14 protein-coding genes are annotated in these 18,035 nt (G+C 51.6%); 2 read left to right on the forward strand and 12 right to left on the reverse strand.

Annotated features, from left to right (window positions below; translation table 11 throughout):
* Positions 1 to 25: 25 nt before the first annotated feature.
* From DHAF_RS15630 to DHAF_RS15685, 12 genes are all read right to left on the reverse strand, one after another.
* Positions 26 to 385, reverse strand: coding sequence for an Rpn family recombination-promoting nuclease/putative transposase (locus tag DHAF_RS15630; RefSeq protein WP_005812877.1), 360 nt, complete (start codon positions 383 to 385; stop codon positions 26 to 28).
* Positions 386 to 2,422 (reverse strand): methyl-accepting chemotaxis protein, encoded by a 2,037-nt coding sequence (locus DHAF_RS15635; RefSeq protein ID WP_005812875.1) that lies wholly within the window; start codon positions 2,420 to 2,422, stop codon positions 386 to 388.
* Between the two features lie 323 nt (positions 2,423 to 2,745).
* Positions 2,746 to 3,339, reverse strand: coding sequence for an alpha-ribazole phosphatase (gene cobC, locus DHAF_RS15640; RefSeq protein ID WP_015944412.1), 594 nt, complete (start codon positions 3,337 to 3,339; stop codon positions 2,746 to 2,748).
* Positions 3,336 to 4,532 carry an XdhC family protein gene (locus tag DHAF_RS15645; protein ID WP_015944413.1) on the reverse strand — a complete coding sequence of 399 codons (1,197 nt, stop codon included), beginning with the start codon at positions 4,530 to 4,532 and terminating at the stop codon, positions 3,336 to 3,338. The genes cobC and DHAF_RS15645 overlap by 4 nt, the downstream gene beginning before the upstream one ends.
* The gene (locus DHAF_RS15650) at positions 4,525 to 5,694 is read right to left on the reverse strand and encodes a DVU_1551 family NTP transferase (RefSeq protein ID WP_015944414.1); all 1,170 of its coding nucleotides are present in this window, start codon (positions 5,692 to 5,694) and stop codon (positions 4,525 to 4,527) included. Before DHAF_RS15650 ends, DHAF_RS15645 begins: the two co-directional genes overlap by 8 nt.
* Entirely contained in the window at positions 5,691 to 7,034 is a 1,344-nt protein-coding gene (locus tag DHAF_RS15655; protein WP_015944415.1) for a DVU_1553 family AMP-dependent CoA ligase, read from the reverse strand. Before DHAF_RS15655 ends, DHAF_RS15650 begins: the two co-directional genes overlap by 4 nt.
* Before the next feature lie 2 nt (positions 7,035 to 7,036).
* Positions 7,037 to 8,350, reverse strand: coding sequence for a radical SAM (seleno)protein TrsS (trsS, locus tag DHAF_RS15660; RefSeq protein WP_026198795.1), 1,314 nt, complete (start codon positions 8,348 to 8,350; stop codon positions 7,037 to 7,039).
* On the reverse strand, positions 8,347 to 9,093 hold the full coding sequence (gene trsM, locus DHAF_RS15665; protein ID WP_015944417.1) for a DVU_1556 family methyltransferase: 747 nt from the start codon (positions 9,091 to 9,093) through the stop codon (positions 8,347 to 8,349). Before trsM ends, trsS begins: the two co-directional genes overlap by 4 nt.
* Entirely contained in the window at positions 9,077 to 9,526 is a 450-nt protein-coding gene (locus DHAF_RS15670; protein ID WP_015944418.1) for a DVU_1555 family C-GCAxxG-C-C protein, read from the reverse strand. Before DHAF_RS15670 ends, trsM begins: the two co-directional genes overlap by 17 nt.
* A gap of 11 nt (positions 9,527 to 9,537) precedes the next feature.
* A complete protein-coding gene (locus DHAF_RS15675; protein ID WP_015944419.1) occupies positions 9,538 to 9,747 on the reverse strand; it encodes a DVU_1557 family redox protein in 210 nt (69 codons plus the stop codon).
* Entirely contained in the window at positions 9,744 to 12,041 is a 2,298-nt protein-coding gene (locus DHAF_RS15680; protein WP_018305879.1) for a pyridine nucleotide-disulfide oxidoreductase/dicluster-binding protein, read from the reverse strand. The genes DHAF_RS15675 and DHAF_RS15680 overlap by 4 nt, the downstream gene beginning before the upstream one ends.
* A gap of 144 nt (positions 12,042 to 12,185) precedes the next feature.
* Positions 12,186 to 14,918 carry a molybdopterin-dependent aldehyde oxidoreductase gene (locus tag DHAF_RS15685; RefSeq protein WP_015944421.1) on the reverse strand — a complete coding sequence of 911 codons (2,733 nt, stop codon included), beginning with the start codon at positions 14,916 to 14,918 and terminating at the stop codon, positions 12,186 to 12,188.
* Between the two features lie 349 nt (positions 14,919 to 15,267).
* On the opposite strand from DHAF_RS15685, the gene DHAF_RS15690 reads away from it, so the two are divergent.
* Together DHAF_RS15690 and DHAF_RS15695 are read left to right on the forward strand one after the other, a co-directional pair.
* Positions 15,268 to 17,151 carry a sigma-54-dependent Fis family transcriptional regulator gene (locus DHAF_RS15690; RefSeq protein WP_041271975.1) on the forward strand — a complete coding sequence of 628 codons (1,884 nt, stop codon included), beginning with the start codon at positions 15,268 to 15,270 and terminating at the stop codon, positions 17,149 to 17,151.
* A gap of 83 nt (positions 17,152 to 17,234) precedes the next feature.
* Positions 17,235 to 17,996, forward strand: a complete 762-nt coding sequence (locus DHAF_RS15695) for a MerR family transcriptional regulator (protein ID WP_015944424.1) — start codon at positions 17,235 to 17,237, stop codon at positions 17,994 to 17,996.
* Positions 17,997 to 18,035 lie beyond the last annotated feature (39 nt).

Below are 18,035 nucleotides of genomic sequence, written 5' to 3' on the forward strand. Positions count from 1 at the left end.
GGTTTCAGACGAAAGCGGGCTATAATCAAGCTTGCCCTTCTCTTAAGTTTTTCAACTCCTCTTCAGTCAAACCTGTCGCTTCACTGATTTTTGTTAATTCAAAACCCAGATCCAAGAGTTTCCTGGCCACTTCCGCTTTACCTTTTTCTATGCCCTTCTCCAGGGCTTCTTTCAAGCGGAGTTCTGCCTCCCGTATAGCGGCTTTCTCATCCAATATGGCCTTACGCCGGTCATAATACGCTTCTCTCACCCGCGGATCATCGCTGGTTTCTTCCCAGGCTGCCATCGCCTGATACAACACTGGGTCTTTCACGGCTATCTCCTCCAATACCTGTAAAATTTCCTGATTATCCGCTCCCTCCAGGAGCAGCAGCCAGCGGGGCATTTATATTTTGAATTCTCCTATGACCGCCTGCAGATTGCCCGCCATTTCCGAAAGTCTTTGGCTGTAGTTGGCAACTTCCTGCATGGCCGCCAATTGTTCTTCCGTTGCGGCGGAGACATTCTGAGTCTCACCTGAAGTTCTCTCGCTCATTTCATTAATTTTATCCAACTGTCCATAGAAGCTTCTGCCAATCTCCGCCAAATGCTCAACCGCTGCCGACACCTGGCCGACGTCTTGGGACAGGTTTTCGATAGCCGTCTTGATCCCTTTAAAGCTTTCTCCGGTCGAAAAAACATGGCTAATCCCCAGGTCGATGCTTTCCGCACTTTCATGGGAAACCTGAACGGTCATTTCAACATTTTCCTGATTATCCTTCACCAGCAATCTGATCCGGTCTGCCGCCGTCCGGGATTCTTCCGCCAGCTTGCGCACTTCCTCAGACACCACGGAAAAGCCCCGCCCATGTTCACCGGCACGGGCCGCCTCTATGGCGGCATTTAAAGCCAGCAGATTGGTTTGCTCGGCAATGGAAGTAATAATATCCACAATTTGAGAGATCTCCCCAAATCCGTTCTGCAGTTTGGCGACGGTTTCCTGCATTTCTGCAGACCCTTGACCTACTTTTTGCATCTGGGCAATGGCTTCTTCCACTTTAAGCAGGCCATGATCCGCGCTCTGTCTGGCATCCAAAGACAGCCTCTCCACATTTGCGGTAGAGCTATCTATTTTTTCCAGACCCTCGATGATCCGTTGGGATTCTTCTTCCAAATGTTTGATAGCGACGGCCTCAGTTTCTGCACTGCAGGCAATTTCACCTACGGATTGGGCCACTTGATCGGCGGCACTGGCTGATTGTTCGGATACCGCCGTCAACTCCTGGCTGGAAGCAGCCACCTGCTCAACGCCGGCCATGGCTTTTGCGATCAGTTCCCTGACATTGGACCGCATCTTCACCAGTCCTGCCGAAGCCTGCCCTACCTCGTCGTATGCTTCAGCTTCCTCATCCCTCTGACGGAAGTCCCCCTCGGCCATGACCAGGCATTCATCCCTTAAGCGAATGAAAACCCTGCTCATCCTGCCGCTGAAGATAACTGTAACGGCGATGGAAATAAGGATGCATAGGAAAGACGTCACGACCATGGACCTGGCCAGATTGCTTATGGGCTCATACTCCTCCGTCACAGGCGCCGCAATCAAAACATTCCACTGACGGTCTCCGGCCAGGTTAATCGGCGTAAAGGTGCCAATCACTTCGACGCCCCGAATGGAAGTGTATCTCCCGACCAGCTGTCCCTTCTCCTCCATGCTTTGGCTGAATAATTCCATCAGTTTTTTGTCCAATTTAGCTTCCTTTGTCTTAAGGGACTCATCAATATCTTCTTTGGACAGATCCAATTTCCCTACCATCTCCTCCGCTTGAGGAAAAGCAATCACAAGGCCCGAGCCATCCACAATCAAACCATAGCCGGTAGACAGAAACTTCAAATCCTTCATCAGTCCGCCCAGTTTTTCCATGGCGAAAGACCCTGTCAGTACGCCCAAAACCTGATCACCGTCCATGACAGGAACAGCAACATTAAAGGCTGTTTTCCCCGTGGTTCTTGAAGTAACCAGCTCTGAAACCACCGGGCTCTTCGTTGCCAGAACTTTTTTAAAGTAGTCCCGGTCCCCCAATTCAACCGTCGTTCCATCGGAGCGGACCGCAGCGCCGGAAGGAGCGATAAAGACAGCGCTTTCCAGCACCTTGCTTCTGGATTTACCCCATTCCAGCGTTTTTACCAGCTGCTGCTGATCCTCAAGGGCACCCATATAAACTATTTCCGCTGCAAAAGCTTCCTGCTGAATGATGGCCTGTTCTATGTAACCCTCTACCCTTACCGCATACTCCCTTCCCACAGCCATTCCGGTCTCCTCAACGCTTTGGGACAGGGCACTGCTTGACAAATAATAACTGATTGCCGAAAGCGCAATGAAAGACAGCAAAAAGATCGGCATAAACACCAGCAGCAGCTTATATTTGATTTTTTTCAGCTTCATCTCGTTCGTCTCCTTCGTAACTTTTATATGTTTAAATCAGCCTCTATAAAATAATCTGCTGTAAAAACCCTACAACAGATTGTTTCTTTATTCACATCCTATCCTACCGAATTTGGCTAACCTTCTTGCAAAGGGGGGCTTTTAATCTGTATTATCTTAATTTTACTTAAAAATAAGATATATTTCAAGAAAAATAGTACATAAATCGACATAAATAGACCTGGCCGTAGCGGTTTCTTTTACCGAAGAAACAGCAAAGAGCCGCAGCAAATCATAAGATTTCCACGGCCCTCATACCTGCTCTTAAACAGCCATAAATAGTTTCATTCTGGGATAATATACTTCACTTCCCATTGCCCTCGATGAGCCTGGTTCAATAGAATCAAGCATCCATAACTCTGCTTAAAACTAAAGAGTTCCTGAAGGGGCAATCCCAGGGCATGGCATAAAATCACCCGGTTGACCCCGGCGTGCCCGACAATAAGACTGGTTTGGGCATCAGAGCGGACAATGCTTTCGAATAAGGGGATAACGCGCCGGGAACACTGGAGGAAACTTTCCCCTCCGGGAGGACGGTGATGGACAATATCCTCCCCTCTCAGCCGGTACTCCGCCGGAAACCGCTCCTGTATCTCACTGAAAAGCCGGCCTTCCCATTCCCCCATCCCGATCTCATGCAGCTCGGGAAGAACGGTCAAAGATAAGGAATGAGCCTCAGTTATGATCGCCGCGGTCTCCCGGGACCGGCTTAAAGCACTGCAATAGATCCTGTCCAAAGGAACCTCCCGCAGCCGCTCTTTTAAGGAAAAGGCCTGCTCCCTGCCTTCTTCACTCAAGGAAAGATCCTGAATCCCTATATACCGTTTATTCCTGCCTAATCCGATATCACCATGGCGCACAAGATACACTTTTTTCATACGAGCATTTTCTGAGGTTCTTCATTGTTCCTGACACTAGTTGCCGGCTCTTCCTGCAGTTTTACATTATCTTGCTGCCTTACACCGTCTTGCTGTTTTACCCTGTCCTTATGCTCCCTCTGAACCTTGATGATCTCGCCCAGAATGCAAACGGCAATTTCTTCAGGAGTTTCCGCGCCGATCTTCAAGCCGATGGGGGAGTACAATTTCTCTAAGGCTGCGGCCGGAATCCCTTCTTCCTGTAATTCGGCCAACATCGCCTTCACTCTGCGGCGGCTGCCAATCATCCCGATATAGCCCGCCGGTTGATGAATTACTCTTTTCAAGCAGACCTTATCATGCCGATGACCTCGGGTGACGATGACCACATAGGTCTGGGAGTCGATGACCAGGTCTGCTAAGGCTTTTTCAAAATCATTGCAGATCACCCGGTCAGCCGTTCTAAACCGGCCGGAATTGGCAAAGGAGGGCCGGTCATCCACGACGGTGACCTCATAACCCAGCATTTTTCCCATACCGGCCAAAGGCAGGCCAATATGTCCTGCTCCTAAAATCACCAGCTTCGTTTCTGAGACCGGTGGCTCAAGAAGCATCTGGTAGGCGACTTCAGTGGTTGTGTCACAGGGATTGAACCTCTCGTCAAGATTGAGCACAGCAAAATGGCCATGACCCCTACCCGCCCCAACCTCCTCAAGGGCTATCTGGTTCAGTATGGGTAAGCCTAAATCCCCTGTAACCTGACCATTTTTTTGAATGACCAGCTTTTGACCGGCCTTGTCCTGTTTGGACTCCGTTAAGGTAACCAGGACAGGGGTTTCGCCGTGATGGAAGGAAAGCACATAGTTTTCCAGGAGATTGAGCTGTTCCGTCCCATTGTGCCGGCCCAGGTAATCGATAAATAATTCCATAATACCGCCGCAAACCATACCTTCATCCTCGGCGATGTCCGCCGTCATATTCAAACAATGCTTCCTTGGCTTTCCCGTGGCCAGGACTTGAAGGGCTGCCTGCCTGGCATCAGCCTCACCGCAGCCGCCGCCAATGGTCCCTGCGCTGGTTCCGTCCGCCAGAACCAGCATTTGTGCTCCCGGTTTTCTGGGGGCGGAGCCCAACACTTTGGTGACGGTAATCAAAGCTGCCTCCAGTTTTTCTTCAAGAACATGCTGCAGCCCCATTTTAATCTCTTTATCCATGAACATCACTCCCCAGATTTGACTTGATTAAGGTTTGTACCGATTTTCCCAGGATTTCTTCGACACGGTCATGGATTCTATAGGCCTGACCAAAGCGCCGATAAACATGTTCAAGAACTTCCGGTTCGTTTTGATGCCGTTCCACACTCCCCTTAAATCGCTCCTGGAGTGAAACAATCCGCTCCTTGGCCACCAGTTTATCCGCCAGATAGACGATTTCCTGCTCGGTCAGCGGTTGGGAAGGCTCCCAGGGACAGTCCATATGGGCGGCAATAATAGCGGAAACCTCCGGGTAGGCAGCAGTAAGTTTAGCTCCTTCTTGGGGATGATTGGGTTTAAGCCTGGCTATATCATGCAATAAAGCAGAGGTTCTTAATAATTCCCGATTTAAATGCAGCCCTGCTTCGCTTAATTGCTCGCCCAAAAAAACACTTAAACGGGCCACCGTTTCACAGTGTTTGATGACCTGGTCCGGGGTGTTGTTCCCTTTAAGCAATTCATAACATTCGAATTCTGTGGGGGTAGGGGCACAGCCATAATGCTTTAATAGGGTCCTGTAATCCTCAGGGGTATCCATATCCAGCAGCACTCCTTGATCCTCCGTGCCCACCTCAAGGGCATCAGCCTGGTAATGTTCCAGAAGGGCCCTAAGTCCGCCTTCACCCCTCCAGCTGAGAATGCTGTCCCTATAGGATCGGGAAATCAAAGGGGGATGACCTCTTTTTCCCTGGCAGACCGGATAAACGATGCCTCCCGGCCCCAGGTTGAAGCCTTCATATAGCCTCTGTAGGGTGTCCGCCTGGATGAGGGGGTTATCAGCAGGCAAGAGAAAAAATCCGTCCACTTCCCGACCTAAGCTCTTCACTCCGGCCTTGACCGAGGAAAACATGCCTTCAGCATAATCTTCATTCAAGATAGGCTGAACACCCAATGCATCACATATCGGCAAAAGCTCCCCGGCTTTATGTCCGAGAACAACCCGAATATCCATGAAGCCTGCTTTCCGGAATGATTGGATCGCTGTTTCTATGACACTGGCTGAACCCAAGGGCAGAAGGGGTTTAAAGCTTTTCATCCGCAAGGAAAAACCGGCTGCCAAAATGATGGCGGCAATATGAAATTTTTGGGATTCGCTGTATGGTGTTGCTCCTATGCCATTCATCCCCTTTGGTCACAAATCATCCTTTTCCCTGTTCCATTGCCACCCCTGTAGGCGGCGGTATCGGCATTAAAGTTTAGGTTCACTTGGAGCTGCCCCTCCTCCATAAGATTCCGAAGGGCCGGATGTGTTTCAACCTCTTGACGGATAGTTTGCTCTACCCTTTCCCGATTAGGGCCGTCCATAAGAATCTCAAGGGTTAGAACCATTTTTCCATACTCCTCAGCCATCCTTGCCGAAAAATCAAGCACCCCCTCCCAAGGGAAGATCACTTCATCCAAATCAGCCATACTTAACAGTTTACCGGCACCGAGATTCAGGCAGTCCCTGGAACCTACCCGCTCTAAATTGCGCAGAACAGTCCCGCAAGGACAGGCATCAACTATAAAGCGGGAATAGTCTCCGGTCCGATAACGGATCAGGGGCATCCCTGTACGAGTCAATGTGGTAAACACAATTTCACCGAATTCTCCTGCCTGAACCGGCCGGCCTGTCAAGGGATCGATGATCTCAAAGTAGAGATCCGCTTCCCGCAAGTGGTAACCACTCAGCCCCCGGCAATCGACGCCGCCGCCCAGGCCCATTTCCGTCATGCCATAGTGATTAAAAACCTGGCATCCCCAGACTTTAACCAATTCCCTGACGATGCTGCGGGGAACATGATCCGTAGTCAGCAAAACACTGTGCAAAGGCGGGAGCGTTACCTGAGCCTTTTTCTGCACTCTGGCTAAAGTCAGGACCTGGGTAGGTATGCCTACCAACACATTCACCTTGTCCCGGTTCATTTGCTCCAGAGCGGCCTGGGGAGTAACCACCGGTCCATGAACAAGCCCCTCGGCTCCGGCACGGGCCAGCCCCCGCTGCAAAAGCTCACCCACACTGCCCGGTACTTTCCCCGGCAGAAGGATCAGTACCCGGTCCCCGGGCTTAACCATGGTCAGCATGCCTTGGTGGAAAAAATCAAGAGTCAATTCCTGATCCTCTTCGGTGAAGAATACTCTTTTCGGGAGCCCTGTGGTTCCGGAGGTTTGGAGAGTGACAATCCGGTGAATATCGCTTCCTTTAACACAGATCATCTCCTGTCCGAACCGGCGCAGATCAGCAGCGGTAGTAAAAGGCAGCGCCCCGATATCCTCAAGCTGAACCAAAGAGCAATCGGCCTTGGCCCCATGCCTTGGCAAGTGCCTTTGGTAGAAAGAGCTTTTTGCCCTTACGTAGTCTATGGTCTCCCCCAGTTTGTTCAGCTGATAATCTCTCAGTTTTTTGGTGGTAAGCATCTCTGAACTGCTGCCCGTAACCTTCCGGGCAATCCAGGCTTCCAGAGGGGTTTTCTCCGGCACCACGGCTAGGGCTCCTTCCGGTAGAGGGATTTCCCCTGACAGTCGGTAAGATTATAGGCACAGAAGGGAATCATTTTCTCTTCAGGGCTCAGAACATGGATGCAGCAGTTCTGCAGACGCTCTAAGTCAAGATTCCAGGCATCCTGGAAGGCCATGCCGGTCAGGGCAAAACCGGCGCTTTTAATCTGCCTGAGCTGGAGATCCCAGGAATTCCCGCTGCAGCAGGTGCCGGCTGTTTGTTCTATCCCACCCCACTGCCGGGCGACAAAAGACCGGGTTTTGCGGACTAAATCCTCGGCACGTTCCGGCTCACCACAGCAATTTTTGGTCTGGACACTTCTTAAAGAACCGTCACTTTGTTTGACAAAACTGCTGCTGAAGGAACATTTCCCGTTATTAGGCTTAATATCGGAGGCCTTGATGAGCCCCTGGGTCTGCTCTTCGATGGCCTGAATGACCTCCGGCAAGGTAAAGCGATCCTCATCCCGGGGCTCCTGGGGAATCCGTCCGAAATAACTGACCGGCTGAAAATGAATCCCCCGCACCCCGGGATGATACTCCAGGGCAAACCTTACCATATCCCCAATCTGCTGAGTATTAATACCTGGCACCAATGTTGGCACAAGAACGACTCCCACGCCAAGCTCTGCACAATTTTCAATGGCTTTTATCTTTGTGGACAACAACTTTCGTCCCCGCAAAGCACTGTAAACGGTGTCATCCACTCCGTCAAATTGCAGGAATAGGGAATCCAGCCCCGCTTCCTGTAACCGCCGTACATAGTCCTTTTCAGCGGCTAAACGCAGCCCATTGGAGTTAACCTGGATAAAATCAAACCCCTCCGACTTACCCAAAGCAACAATCTCAGGCAAATCATCCCTTAAGGTCGGTTCGCCGCCGGATAACTGAATATTCGTAGGGCCGCTGGCTTCCATCACCTTTCGGAACCATCGGGTCAAAACTTCCAGGGATGGATCCCGGGCGCTGCCCCCTGCATCGGCAAAGCAGAAGCGGCAGTTCAGATTACAGCGCTGAGTGACTTCCAACAGCGCCGCACAGGTCTGTTTCCAATGGTCGGCGCATAGGCCGCAATCATAAGGACAACCCTCTGCCACTTCTGTAAAACAAGCCAAGGGCTGACTGGGAAGTGTGGGTCTCACCCAGGATTCCCAACCGGGATTTCCTCTCCAGAGGAGAGCCCTGTATTCACCATGCTCCGGGCATCGTTTTACCATATAAACCCGATCCTCTTCCACTATCCGCCGGGCAGGAATCCGCTTCAGACATTCCGGGCAAACGCTGCGTGTATCAGAGATCATCGTACTGGACAATGTTCAGCCTCCTTTTCTGCTTCTTTTTCGGCAATCAACTGGAAGTACCCTACTTTAGCCTTCTTAAGTGCAGCCTGCACTCTGTTGGGATCCGCTGAACAATCGGTTGATTTCAGCCAGAAAGCACTCATGGAGCCATGGGTCATGATCAGTTCCATCATCAGTCGGTTTAAGAGAGGGGAATGATCCTGCCAATGGATAGTCCGCAATCCCTTGCTCTCCAGGCCGTGCTCCAAGTCTTCCTTAACTAAGGCATTTCTGATGCATGTTCCTATGTTGAGTTCCCGGAGGTCCGGAGTGCCTTGGGGATTGCGGGCATAGACATCATGGATAATCAGCTTCCCCTTGACCTTAAGTACCCGCCGGATTTCGCTCAAGGCTTGATCGGGATCGGTCATTAAAGAGAGACTGCATTCCACAAATACACCGTCGAAGCAGCTGTTTGTAAAAGGGATATCCTCTCCCCGGCCTTTGCTTAGCGGCAAATCCGGATAGGTCTCCTGGCCGAGAGTCAGCAAGGTTGCCGAGGGGTCGATACCATAGGCTTCCAAATGATAGTGGGATCTCAGCCTATTTACAGTAGCCCCCCGACCACAGCCCACATCGAGAATCCTGTCCCCCGCCTGAAACCGGCAATGCTCCACTGCCCAATCCGTCAGCTCAAACCCGCCGGGACGCAAGGCAGGGCCGGTTGTCCTGTACAACAGATCATTCTCATATAAATTCTTCATACTCATTTTCCGGTTCCATATGGGCAGCCAGAAGTTCCTGAACCTTATCATAGGCAGCGGAGATGGTGCTGCCGCATTTCACCGGATAATCCGTACCCTCTTCCAGTTTGTAATGCAGAATATCCTCACAAAGCAGGCTGCCATAGGTTTCCTCGAACCACTCCAGCAATTCCTGCACCATCCGATGGACGCGGGGATGGGCTTGCTCGGACACAGTTCCTTTGCCGGCGGCCAGCCCAATCAGGCAGGCTCCCCCGGTCAGCACACCGCAGGTAGCGCCGGAACGCCCCATGCCGCCGCATAAGCCATGCATTGCCCGGATCAGTTCCGGGGCAACCTTGCCTTGGTCCTCCAAACCAATCATGATGAGGATTTGGCTGCAGCAAAATCCCTGAGCCGCTAATTGGAATAAACGAAAACCATCGACCGGCATCTTGATCACCTCTATTTATCCTCCAGGCTTTGCTCCACCTCGAACATTTTGCCCAGGGCCAGATCCTCCGTAATCAAGACCAGGCCGCATTGGGCGCACTTCAGTTCTTCCACCCGGATTTCATTACCCAGGTAAGCAACAATGATCGTACCCCGGCTGAGTTCCACATTGCACTTACCGCATTTCCAGACTGTCTGGGGTTGATTCTCCGTCTTACTCATGACTTCACTTCCTCGATCACTTCCATCCGGTGGCTGTAGGCATTATGAACACGATAGACACCGCTTTCCTGAGTCTCGTATTCCACCCAGTAAGTCACCCGGCTCGGGCGGTGGTGAGCTAAACTATGACCATTTTCAGGATTAATGAACTTGCGGCCGCTTTGTTCAGCGGCCTGGATGACCTGCTCAATATCCTCAGGCAGGATGAGCCGCTCTTCCATACTTTTTCTGATCTCCGGGCTGATTACCAGTTCGATGGCCCGCTCCCTCCCTTCTGATCCCAGACCTTCCTGCCAGGTCTCCCGCAGCATCTTTCTTTTTAACCTGGCCCGGTTCTCGTGGCGGTGTGAAAAACCCGGATCCTCCCGGGTCGCCGCCTCCCCTTCCGCCCTGGGGAACATCAGGTCGAGAATATGGACGATCCGCTTGCCATAAGCGGAGAAACGATCACGGCACATGGCACAATAGGCCAGATAGTCCAGGGGGCTTTCCTGACTTCTGGCCACCGTGACCTCTTGGGCTAAGGTTCGGTTGGCAAAGGACATCAAGCCCCCGAAACCGCAGCACTTGGTCAGCTCCCTGCTGAACGGCAGTTCTTCCACCTGACAGTTGAGCTTGGTCAGAAGTCCCCGGACGGCCTTGTGAATACTCTCTTCATGACGGGTGGTGCAGGGATCCTGCACCGCCAATGGATAAGGTGTGCTGGTGGCAGGAAGGGAAATTTCCAGGTCATTCAACACTTCCCACAGGGATACCACCGGCAGTGTCTCTTTAAACATGCTATAGCAGGAGGAGCAGGCCGCAATGACCTGGGGCCGTCCCAAGCCCTCCCATTCCTTGACCAGATCCGCTGTTGTCCCCTGAAACAGTTCCTCTTCCCCGGCCCATTGGGCGGGAGCACCGCAGCAGCGCAGCATCAAGCCCACTCCTCCCGGCAGCCTGGCCGTTAATAAGGCGTATACATTCTCCACATGCTCCGGTGAGGAACCGCTGAGCTGACAGCCTGGAAAAAAGACGAACCGGCTCTCACTGAATCCGGGCTGATGGCGGGTCAGCAGAAATTGCCCGCTATTGCTGAAAGCCATATCCCGCAGGGCAAAATCATGAGCCGAAGGAGGCATCCGCTTGTTTCTGACCATCCCTTCCCGGGAGCTGAGACAGACATCCCCCATATTCAGATCGTGGGGACAGACTTCCGCACATAATCCGCAGAGACTGCAGGAATTAATCATTTTATTGGCATAACGGGTCCCTTTAACAATGGCATCGTTATTATAGATCTCCCGCAGATATTTTTTGGGATAACGGCCATAGGACTTCAGGTATTTGCAGGCTTTGACACATTCCAAACACTGACAATTCAAGCAGCGCCCGGCCTCCGCCAAGGCTTCCTCTCCACTGTAACCCAGGTCCTTATCTTTCCTGATCACCGCAGCCAGGGGAGCAATTCCCTCCAAATTGACAAAGAGGTTGCTGATCGATTCACCCTCCCATTCCCGGGAAGCGGTTAAAGAAGCCCCTTGCAGGTAGCGGTCCATGGACAGGGCGGCTCTTCTGCCTTCGGCAACCTCTTGAATCGGTGAAGGCTCGCCGCCATAGGACCCGGCAAACACTCCGGCCCGGCCGGTGGCACAGGTCTGGGTATCCACAGCATAGCCCTCCCCCAACACATCCGTGGCAGGAGTGGATCCGGCCGCCAAGGCGATATACAAAGCAGGGAACTCCTCCTGCAAAGGAGGGAGATCCTGCTGTGTGATTGGAGCATTCAACCGCACCTCCACGTTGGGACGGTTGAGAAGCTTTAAATCCTCAGTTATAACCTCCCTTGGCAACTGCTGCCGGGAATAAGTCCAAAGTTTTCCCCCCAACCGCTCCCCGGCCTCGAAGAGGGTAACCTGAAATCCTTTTTTCGCCAGATCCAGGGCAGCCGTTAATCCTCTCAGCCCCCCGCCAATCACAGCAACCCTTTGATTTTTATAAGCGATAGGTTTGGCCTTAGGAGCTTGATAACTATGGTTTTCCACGCAATATTTCTCCAGGGCGGAGATGGAAATGGCCTCGCCAACTTCCCCCCGCCGGCAAACCTCCTGGCAGGGATGATCACAAATCCGGGAGATGATCCCCGGAAAAGGCTGTTTTTGCCACAAAGCCCCCAAAGCCTTCTGCCAGTCCTGATTCTGAATCGCCTGCAGCATTTGTCTGGCATCAACATGGATGGGACATCCTGCCGTGCAGGCCGGGGGATTTTCCTGAATACATTTGCTCTCCAATCGTCTCAGTTCATCCTGTTCCATTTTCATACCCACTTTTTGACTTATTCCGACCGTGTGAAGAAGGGCCGCTGCAAACCTTACCGGCCTGAACCGGCCAGGTTTGCAACAGCATCGCATACTCATGGGATTACCGGATACTAATGTTATACCAGAAGCTAAACAGAATTATTGTTTGGCCTTTAATCCGGCCAGGACCTTTTCCGGAAGGGCGGGCAGTCTGGTGATGCGTACGCCGCAAGCATCGGTGATCCCATTGATAATGGAGGCATGGGGCGAGGTCAGGGGTGCTTCACCCACACCGGAAGCGCCAAAGGGTCCATGTTCACGGGGTGTCATCACATAGTCAACCACCAGTTTCTCGGGAATATCTTTAGGGTAAGGCAAGCCGCAGCTGATCAGGTCGATATGTTTATTCAGGTCTTCAAAGTCCTCGCTTAAGGCCAGGCCCAGTCCCTGGATCATGCCGCCGTACATTTGACCGTCCACCACCAGCTTGTTGGCCAGGGTTCCCACATCAAAGATACCTGTCATACCGAGAACTTTTGTTTTGCCGGTCTGAACATCCACTTCCACTTCAGACATAAAGGCTGCATACATATAGGTGGTGAAAGGAGCCCCTTGTCCGGTTTCCAGATCGCAGCCGTTATAACCGGCGGGGGTGCCGTACTTGCCGATAAAGTGGGTGGGCAGACCTGCTTCAACCTGTTCGGCATAGGTCCGGTAAGTGCCGTCGGGCTTTTGAATCCCTTTCAGCAATTCTTCGCAGGCGATCTTAATGGCGTTGCCCACCATGACCTGAGAGCGGCTCCCTCCGGCGGGACCGCTGGCCGGGGTTATGGAGGTGTCATTCATCACCAGCTTGATCTGTTCCGGCTTGATGCCCAAAGGCAGCAGGGCTTGGTGGGCGGTGGCCAGCGTCCCCATATCCGCCCCTTGGCCGTGGTCTTCCCAGGCGTTGAAGATGGTTACTCCGGTTTCCGTATAATCAGCCCAGGCTTCTGAGCCATCCGGATTATCCAGACCGGCTCCGTAAGCGCCCAGCGAGATCCCCACACCCCGTTTCTTATCCGCTGTGGACTCTGCCCGGGCTTTTTTCTTAGCGGCATCATACAGGGGCCGCAATTTATCCATCATTTCCACCAGGCTGTAGACATCGGGCTGACAACCGGTCGGAGTGGTATCGCCGGGCCGGTAGATATTCTTATAACGAAGCTCAAAGGGGTCCATGCCCAGCTTCTCAGCCAGTTCATCCATCAGCACTTCCGTGGCAAAGAGACTTTGGGGAGAGCCATAGGCACGGAAAGCGGAACCCCAGGCATGGTTGGTGCAGACGGTACGGCCGTTGCTGCGGATATTGGGAATCATATAGCTGGCACCGATAAACTGACTGCCCCGCAGGGTGACCAAATCACCGAATTCGGAATAAGGACCGTGGTCAACGCTCCAGTCCGCTTCCATCGCCAGCAGCTTCCCTTCCTTGGTCGCTCCGTACTTGAGGTTGATAAAGAAGGGGGAACGCTTGCCAGTATAGGTTATTTGCTGATAGTAGTCAAAGTTCAGGAAGACCGGCTTGCCGGTGGCCATGGCCGCCACTCCCAGCAGGGCTTCAATGGTGGGACTGAATTTGTAGCCGAAGGTTCCCCCGGCGGGATTCTGGACCAGCACTAATTTATCCGGCTCTAAGCCCAAGCCCGGAGCGATCATGGCGTGGTGGAGATGGATGCCGATACTCTTGGAGTGAACCACCACCCGCTCCTGATCATCGATATAGGCAAAGCCTACATCCGGCTCCATGGGAAGATGGGGCTGACGCCCGACATAGAAATCATCCTGAACTACGACAACCTCAGAGTCTTCCATGATGGGAGCGGTTTCTTCCCCTTTAATGACCTTGGTTTCCCAGTAAATATTGGGGGTGCCGGGATGGATTTCGATGGCATCATCCGCCATGGCCGCCGGTGCGCTCATATAAGCGGGCAGGATCTCCAGTTCGACCTTGACTTTTTCCACAGCGGCCTGAGCATGTTCCTCCGTATCAGCAGCCACAATGGCGATGGCATCCCCGAATTGGAAGACCTTTTCATCGCAGAGGATAGGCCGATCCCAACCGTCACCCTTATTGTTGGGGAAGGTGATCAAACCGGTAATGCGGTTTTTCCCTTTCACATCCTTATGGGTAATTACCTTATAGACTCCCGGCATTTTTTCTGCTTCACTGGTGTCGATAGAGAGGATATTGGCATGGGAAACCTTGGCTTGAACCAATTTCAACTGCAAAGTACCGCAGGGCATTTTGATCCCCAGATCCGCGCCGTAATCGCAGGTTCCGGTGACCTTAGCCAGAGCGGAGGGACGGATATAATTGCTGCCCCAAATGGAACCGTCTTGAGGGAGTTTTTCCCACAGTTCCTCCACTTTGACCTCGCCGCGGATTAAGCGGGCTGCGGTCATGACCGCATCGATCAAGGGCTTATACCCTGTACAGCGGCAGGCATTGCGGTGTCTTTGGAACCAGTCCCGAACCTCTTCCCGGGTAGGATTGGTGTTCTCATCCAGCAGCCCTTTGGCAGAAACGATGAAGCCCGGACTGCAGAAACCGCATTGGGCTCCGCCATGGATCATCCAGGCCAGCTGCAGGGGATGAAGCTCCTTCTGGGTACCGACGCCCTCAATGGTGGTGATCTGTGCTTCGTCGGGAACCCGTTTCATTTTGGTCACACAGGAACGAATCACCTTGCCGTCCATGATGACGGAGCAGGCACCACATTGAGCTTTGCCGCAGCCAATTTTGGTTCCGGTCAGATGCAGTTGTCCCCGCAGCACATTAGCCAGGGTTACTTCCTCATCGACGATGAGGGTTTGGCGTACTCCGTTGATGATGATGCTCTTGTTGATCAAAGAAACCACTCCTTTTTTATCAGAATATTTTTAACTTTGAACTATATATTGCAAGTTCCATGCCAAGTTATGGACTTGCTGATTTTTTTATGAAGCCAGGTAATGATCTGAGAAATCAAGGAGTTTAATCTCCACTATTCGTTCTTTGGAAACTGCCCCTCTGCCCAATGTTTCAAAAATGGACACTTTGGGCCGAAACACTGTAACTAAGCTGAACAGCATAGGGCTCACAAAAGGATTTGAGCCCTGGCTGAGGTAGGTATTGAACAGAAGCGATAGATGTGCTAACCTTAATATTGGGAACTAATGGTAGCATGGGGACTCCTATTATGATTTGGAGTGATTGATGATGCCACAGGAGAATTGGTTGAGGTTCGTTAATGGAGAACCGACGGTTCAGAATATTGCGCCTTTGATTTACCGCTCTTGGCAACGAAGTCTGGCCCACAATATTAATCCTGCTGTTATTTCAAACAATAAGTTTCTTAACGACTCCGGCTTACGGGAATTGCGGGAATCCCGGGAAGACCTGATCCGTGCTGCCGGCTCTGTCCTGCCTTTTCTGTTCCAGCTCCTCAACAGCTCTAATTTCTCCATTCTGCTTGGGGATAAGGATGCTTTTATTCTGGAATCCCTGGGGGATGGTCCTTTCTTAAGCAAAGCCCAGCGGATTTTCCTTTCGCCGGGGGGCAATTGGGGGGAAGATGTCAAAGGAACCAATGCCATCGGCACAGCACTTATCGAAGGCATGCCCGTTACCATACAGGGAATGGATCATTATGTCCAGGAGAACCACTTCCTGACCTGTTCAGCCGCACCCATCCACGGACTTCAAGGTGAAATCATCGGTGTGATCGACATCAGTGCCGAAATAGGGAATCAGCATTGCACTTTGGACATAGCCCTGGTCGGGGCCCGTTTAATTGAGCAGAACCTGCGGCATTTAACGATTGAAAGAGAGTTAAAATTCTATCAACAAGGGAGTAAGCTGGCTGTCGATCTTTTAAAGGACGGATGTCTTTCCATCGACCGGCATGGCATGATTACTCAAGTCAATGCCACGGGTGCTTCTCTGATTGGCCGGAAAAAAGACGACCTGATCGGCCGGCATGTTACCGATGTTTTAGGTGCTCCGAAAGGCTGGGTGCTGAATCAGGATACTCTTGATTTAAGGCATAAGGATGGCAAAGGCCATGAACTGGTGACCCATTTTCAGCGCATATCCGACAACTCGGGAAGCTCCTTGGGGGCTGTGGGTGTCATACAAATTATCGGACAGAACCTTGATAACTTGAGCTGGGTAGGGAGAACCAGCCTTAAATCACGTGAGATTCTGGAAAAAGCCCACAAAGCGGCTCAAACCGATTTCTCCGTCCTCCTGCAAGGGCAGACGGGAACGGGAAAAGAGATTATTGCCCGCATGATCCATGAATTAAGCCCGCGCAAGAACGGGCCTTTTATTGCTCTTAACTGTGCCGCCATTCCCAATACCCTTCTGGAAAGTGAATTGTTCGGCTACGCCGACGGCGCTTTTACAGGTGCCCGCCGCGGGGGACAACCGGGAAAATTTGAACTTGCTCATGGCGGCACCATTTTCCTGGATGAGATCGGGGATATGCCGCTCAATGCTCAGGTGGCCCTTTTGCGTTTGCTTCAGGAAAAGGCACTGGTGCGCATCGGAGGCAAAACCCTGCAGAAAATTGATGTGCGTGTGATCACGGCTTCCCACAAAGATTTAAAGGCCCTTGTGGATGCCCATGCCTTTCGCCATGATTTGTTCTATCGGCTTAAGGTGGTGTCCATCGAGCTGCCCCCGCTCAGGGAGCGGCTGGAAGACTTGCCTGAGCTGGTCACCCATTTTATACATAAAGCCTGCGCCGCTATCGGCCGGCCCATGATCGACATGGCTGAGAGCGTCTATCCCTATTTTTATTCCTATAGCTGGCCTGGAAATGTTCGCGAATTGGAAAATTGCCTGGCCGGGATGGTCGCCATGTGCAACGGCTCTCTGCTCACCGTCCGGGATCTGCCTCCGGAAGTGAGAGAATCCTTAAGTGAGAAAACTGAAGATGAAGATGTTTCTCTGCTTGCTTCCCAAACCCGTCAGATTATTCTCCAGGCCCTGGTTAAGACTGACGGTAAAATTCTGCCCGCTTCCCGGCTCTTAGGCATCAGCCGTACGACCCTATACCGAAAGATGAAAGAATTGAAGATCAGCCTGCCCAGAACGTGACTGCCTCAAGCTAAAAACCTCCACTATAACACCAGACTTTTATCTGGTGGTACGGTGTAATAGAATGGGGGTGAAGAAATAAAATGAACACTTACAAGACATCCGAAATTGCCCATAGCATTGGAATCCATCCTAATACGGTGCGGCTTTATGAAGAACTTGAACTGATTCCCAAACCGCTGCGTAAAGCAAATGGCTACCGTGTCTTTACAGATTTTCATATGGAGCAGATTAAACTTGCCAGAATTGCCTTAAAAGTTGAAGTCCTGCAAAATGGCTTGAGGAAGCAGGCCATTGCTATTATTAAAACCTCCGCGCTTGGGAAGTTTAGCAAGGCAATTTGCTTGACAGAATATTATCGGCAACAAATTAGAAATGAGCAAAAAAATGCCGAGGAAGCCCTGGCGATTGCCGGAAAGCTGCTATCAGGCGGCAGTCAGGAAACAGGCACTGGGTTTTTAACCAGAAAAGAAGCGGCCGATTATCTGCAAATATCAATAGATGCTTTAAGAAATTGGGAAATGAACGGCTTGCTTACAGTAAAGCGGAAGCAAAATGGTTATCGTGTTTATACCGCTGAAGATGTTCGGCGGTTGAAAATCATACGTTCCCTGCGTTGTGCCAATTACTCTCTTTCAGCAATTTTGCGAATGCTGAGCACCCTATCCCAGAACCCCGAAGCGGACATTCGGCAGGCAATTGATACCCCAAAGCAAAATGAGGATATTATTTCTGTATGTGATAAGCTGCTCACATCATTGCACTATGCGGAAGAGAACGCCAAAGTTATGCTTGCTCATCTTGAGAAAATGAAAAAACAATTCCAGAGAAACCCTCCACTTTAACACCAGACTTTGTTCTGGTGTTATTCTTTTTAGGCAAAG

The organism is Desulfitobacterium hafniense DCB-2 (assembly GCF_000021925.1).
GTDB lineage: Bacteria > Bacillota > Desulfitobacteriia > Desulfitobacteriales > Desulfitobacteriaceae > Desulfitobacterium > Desulfitobacterium hafniense.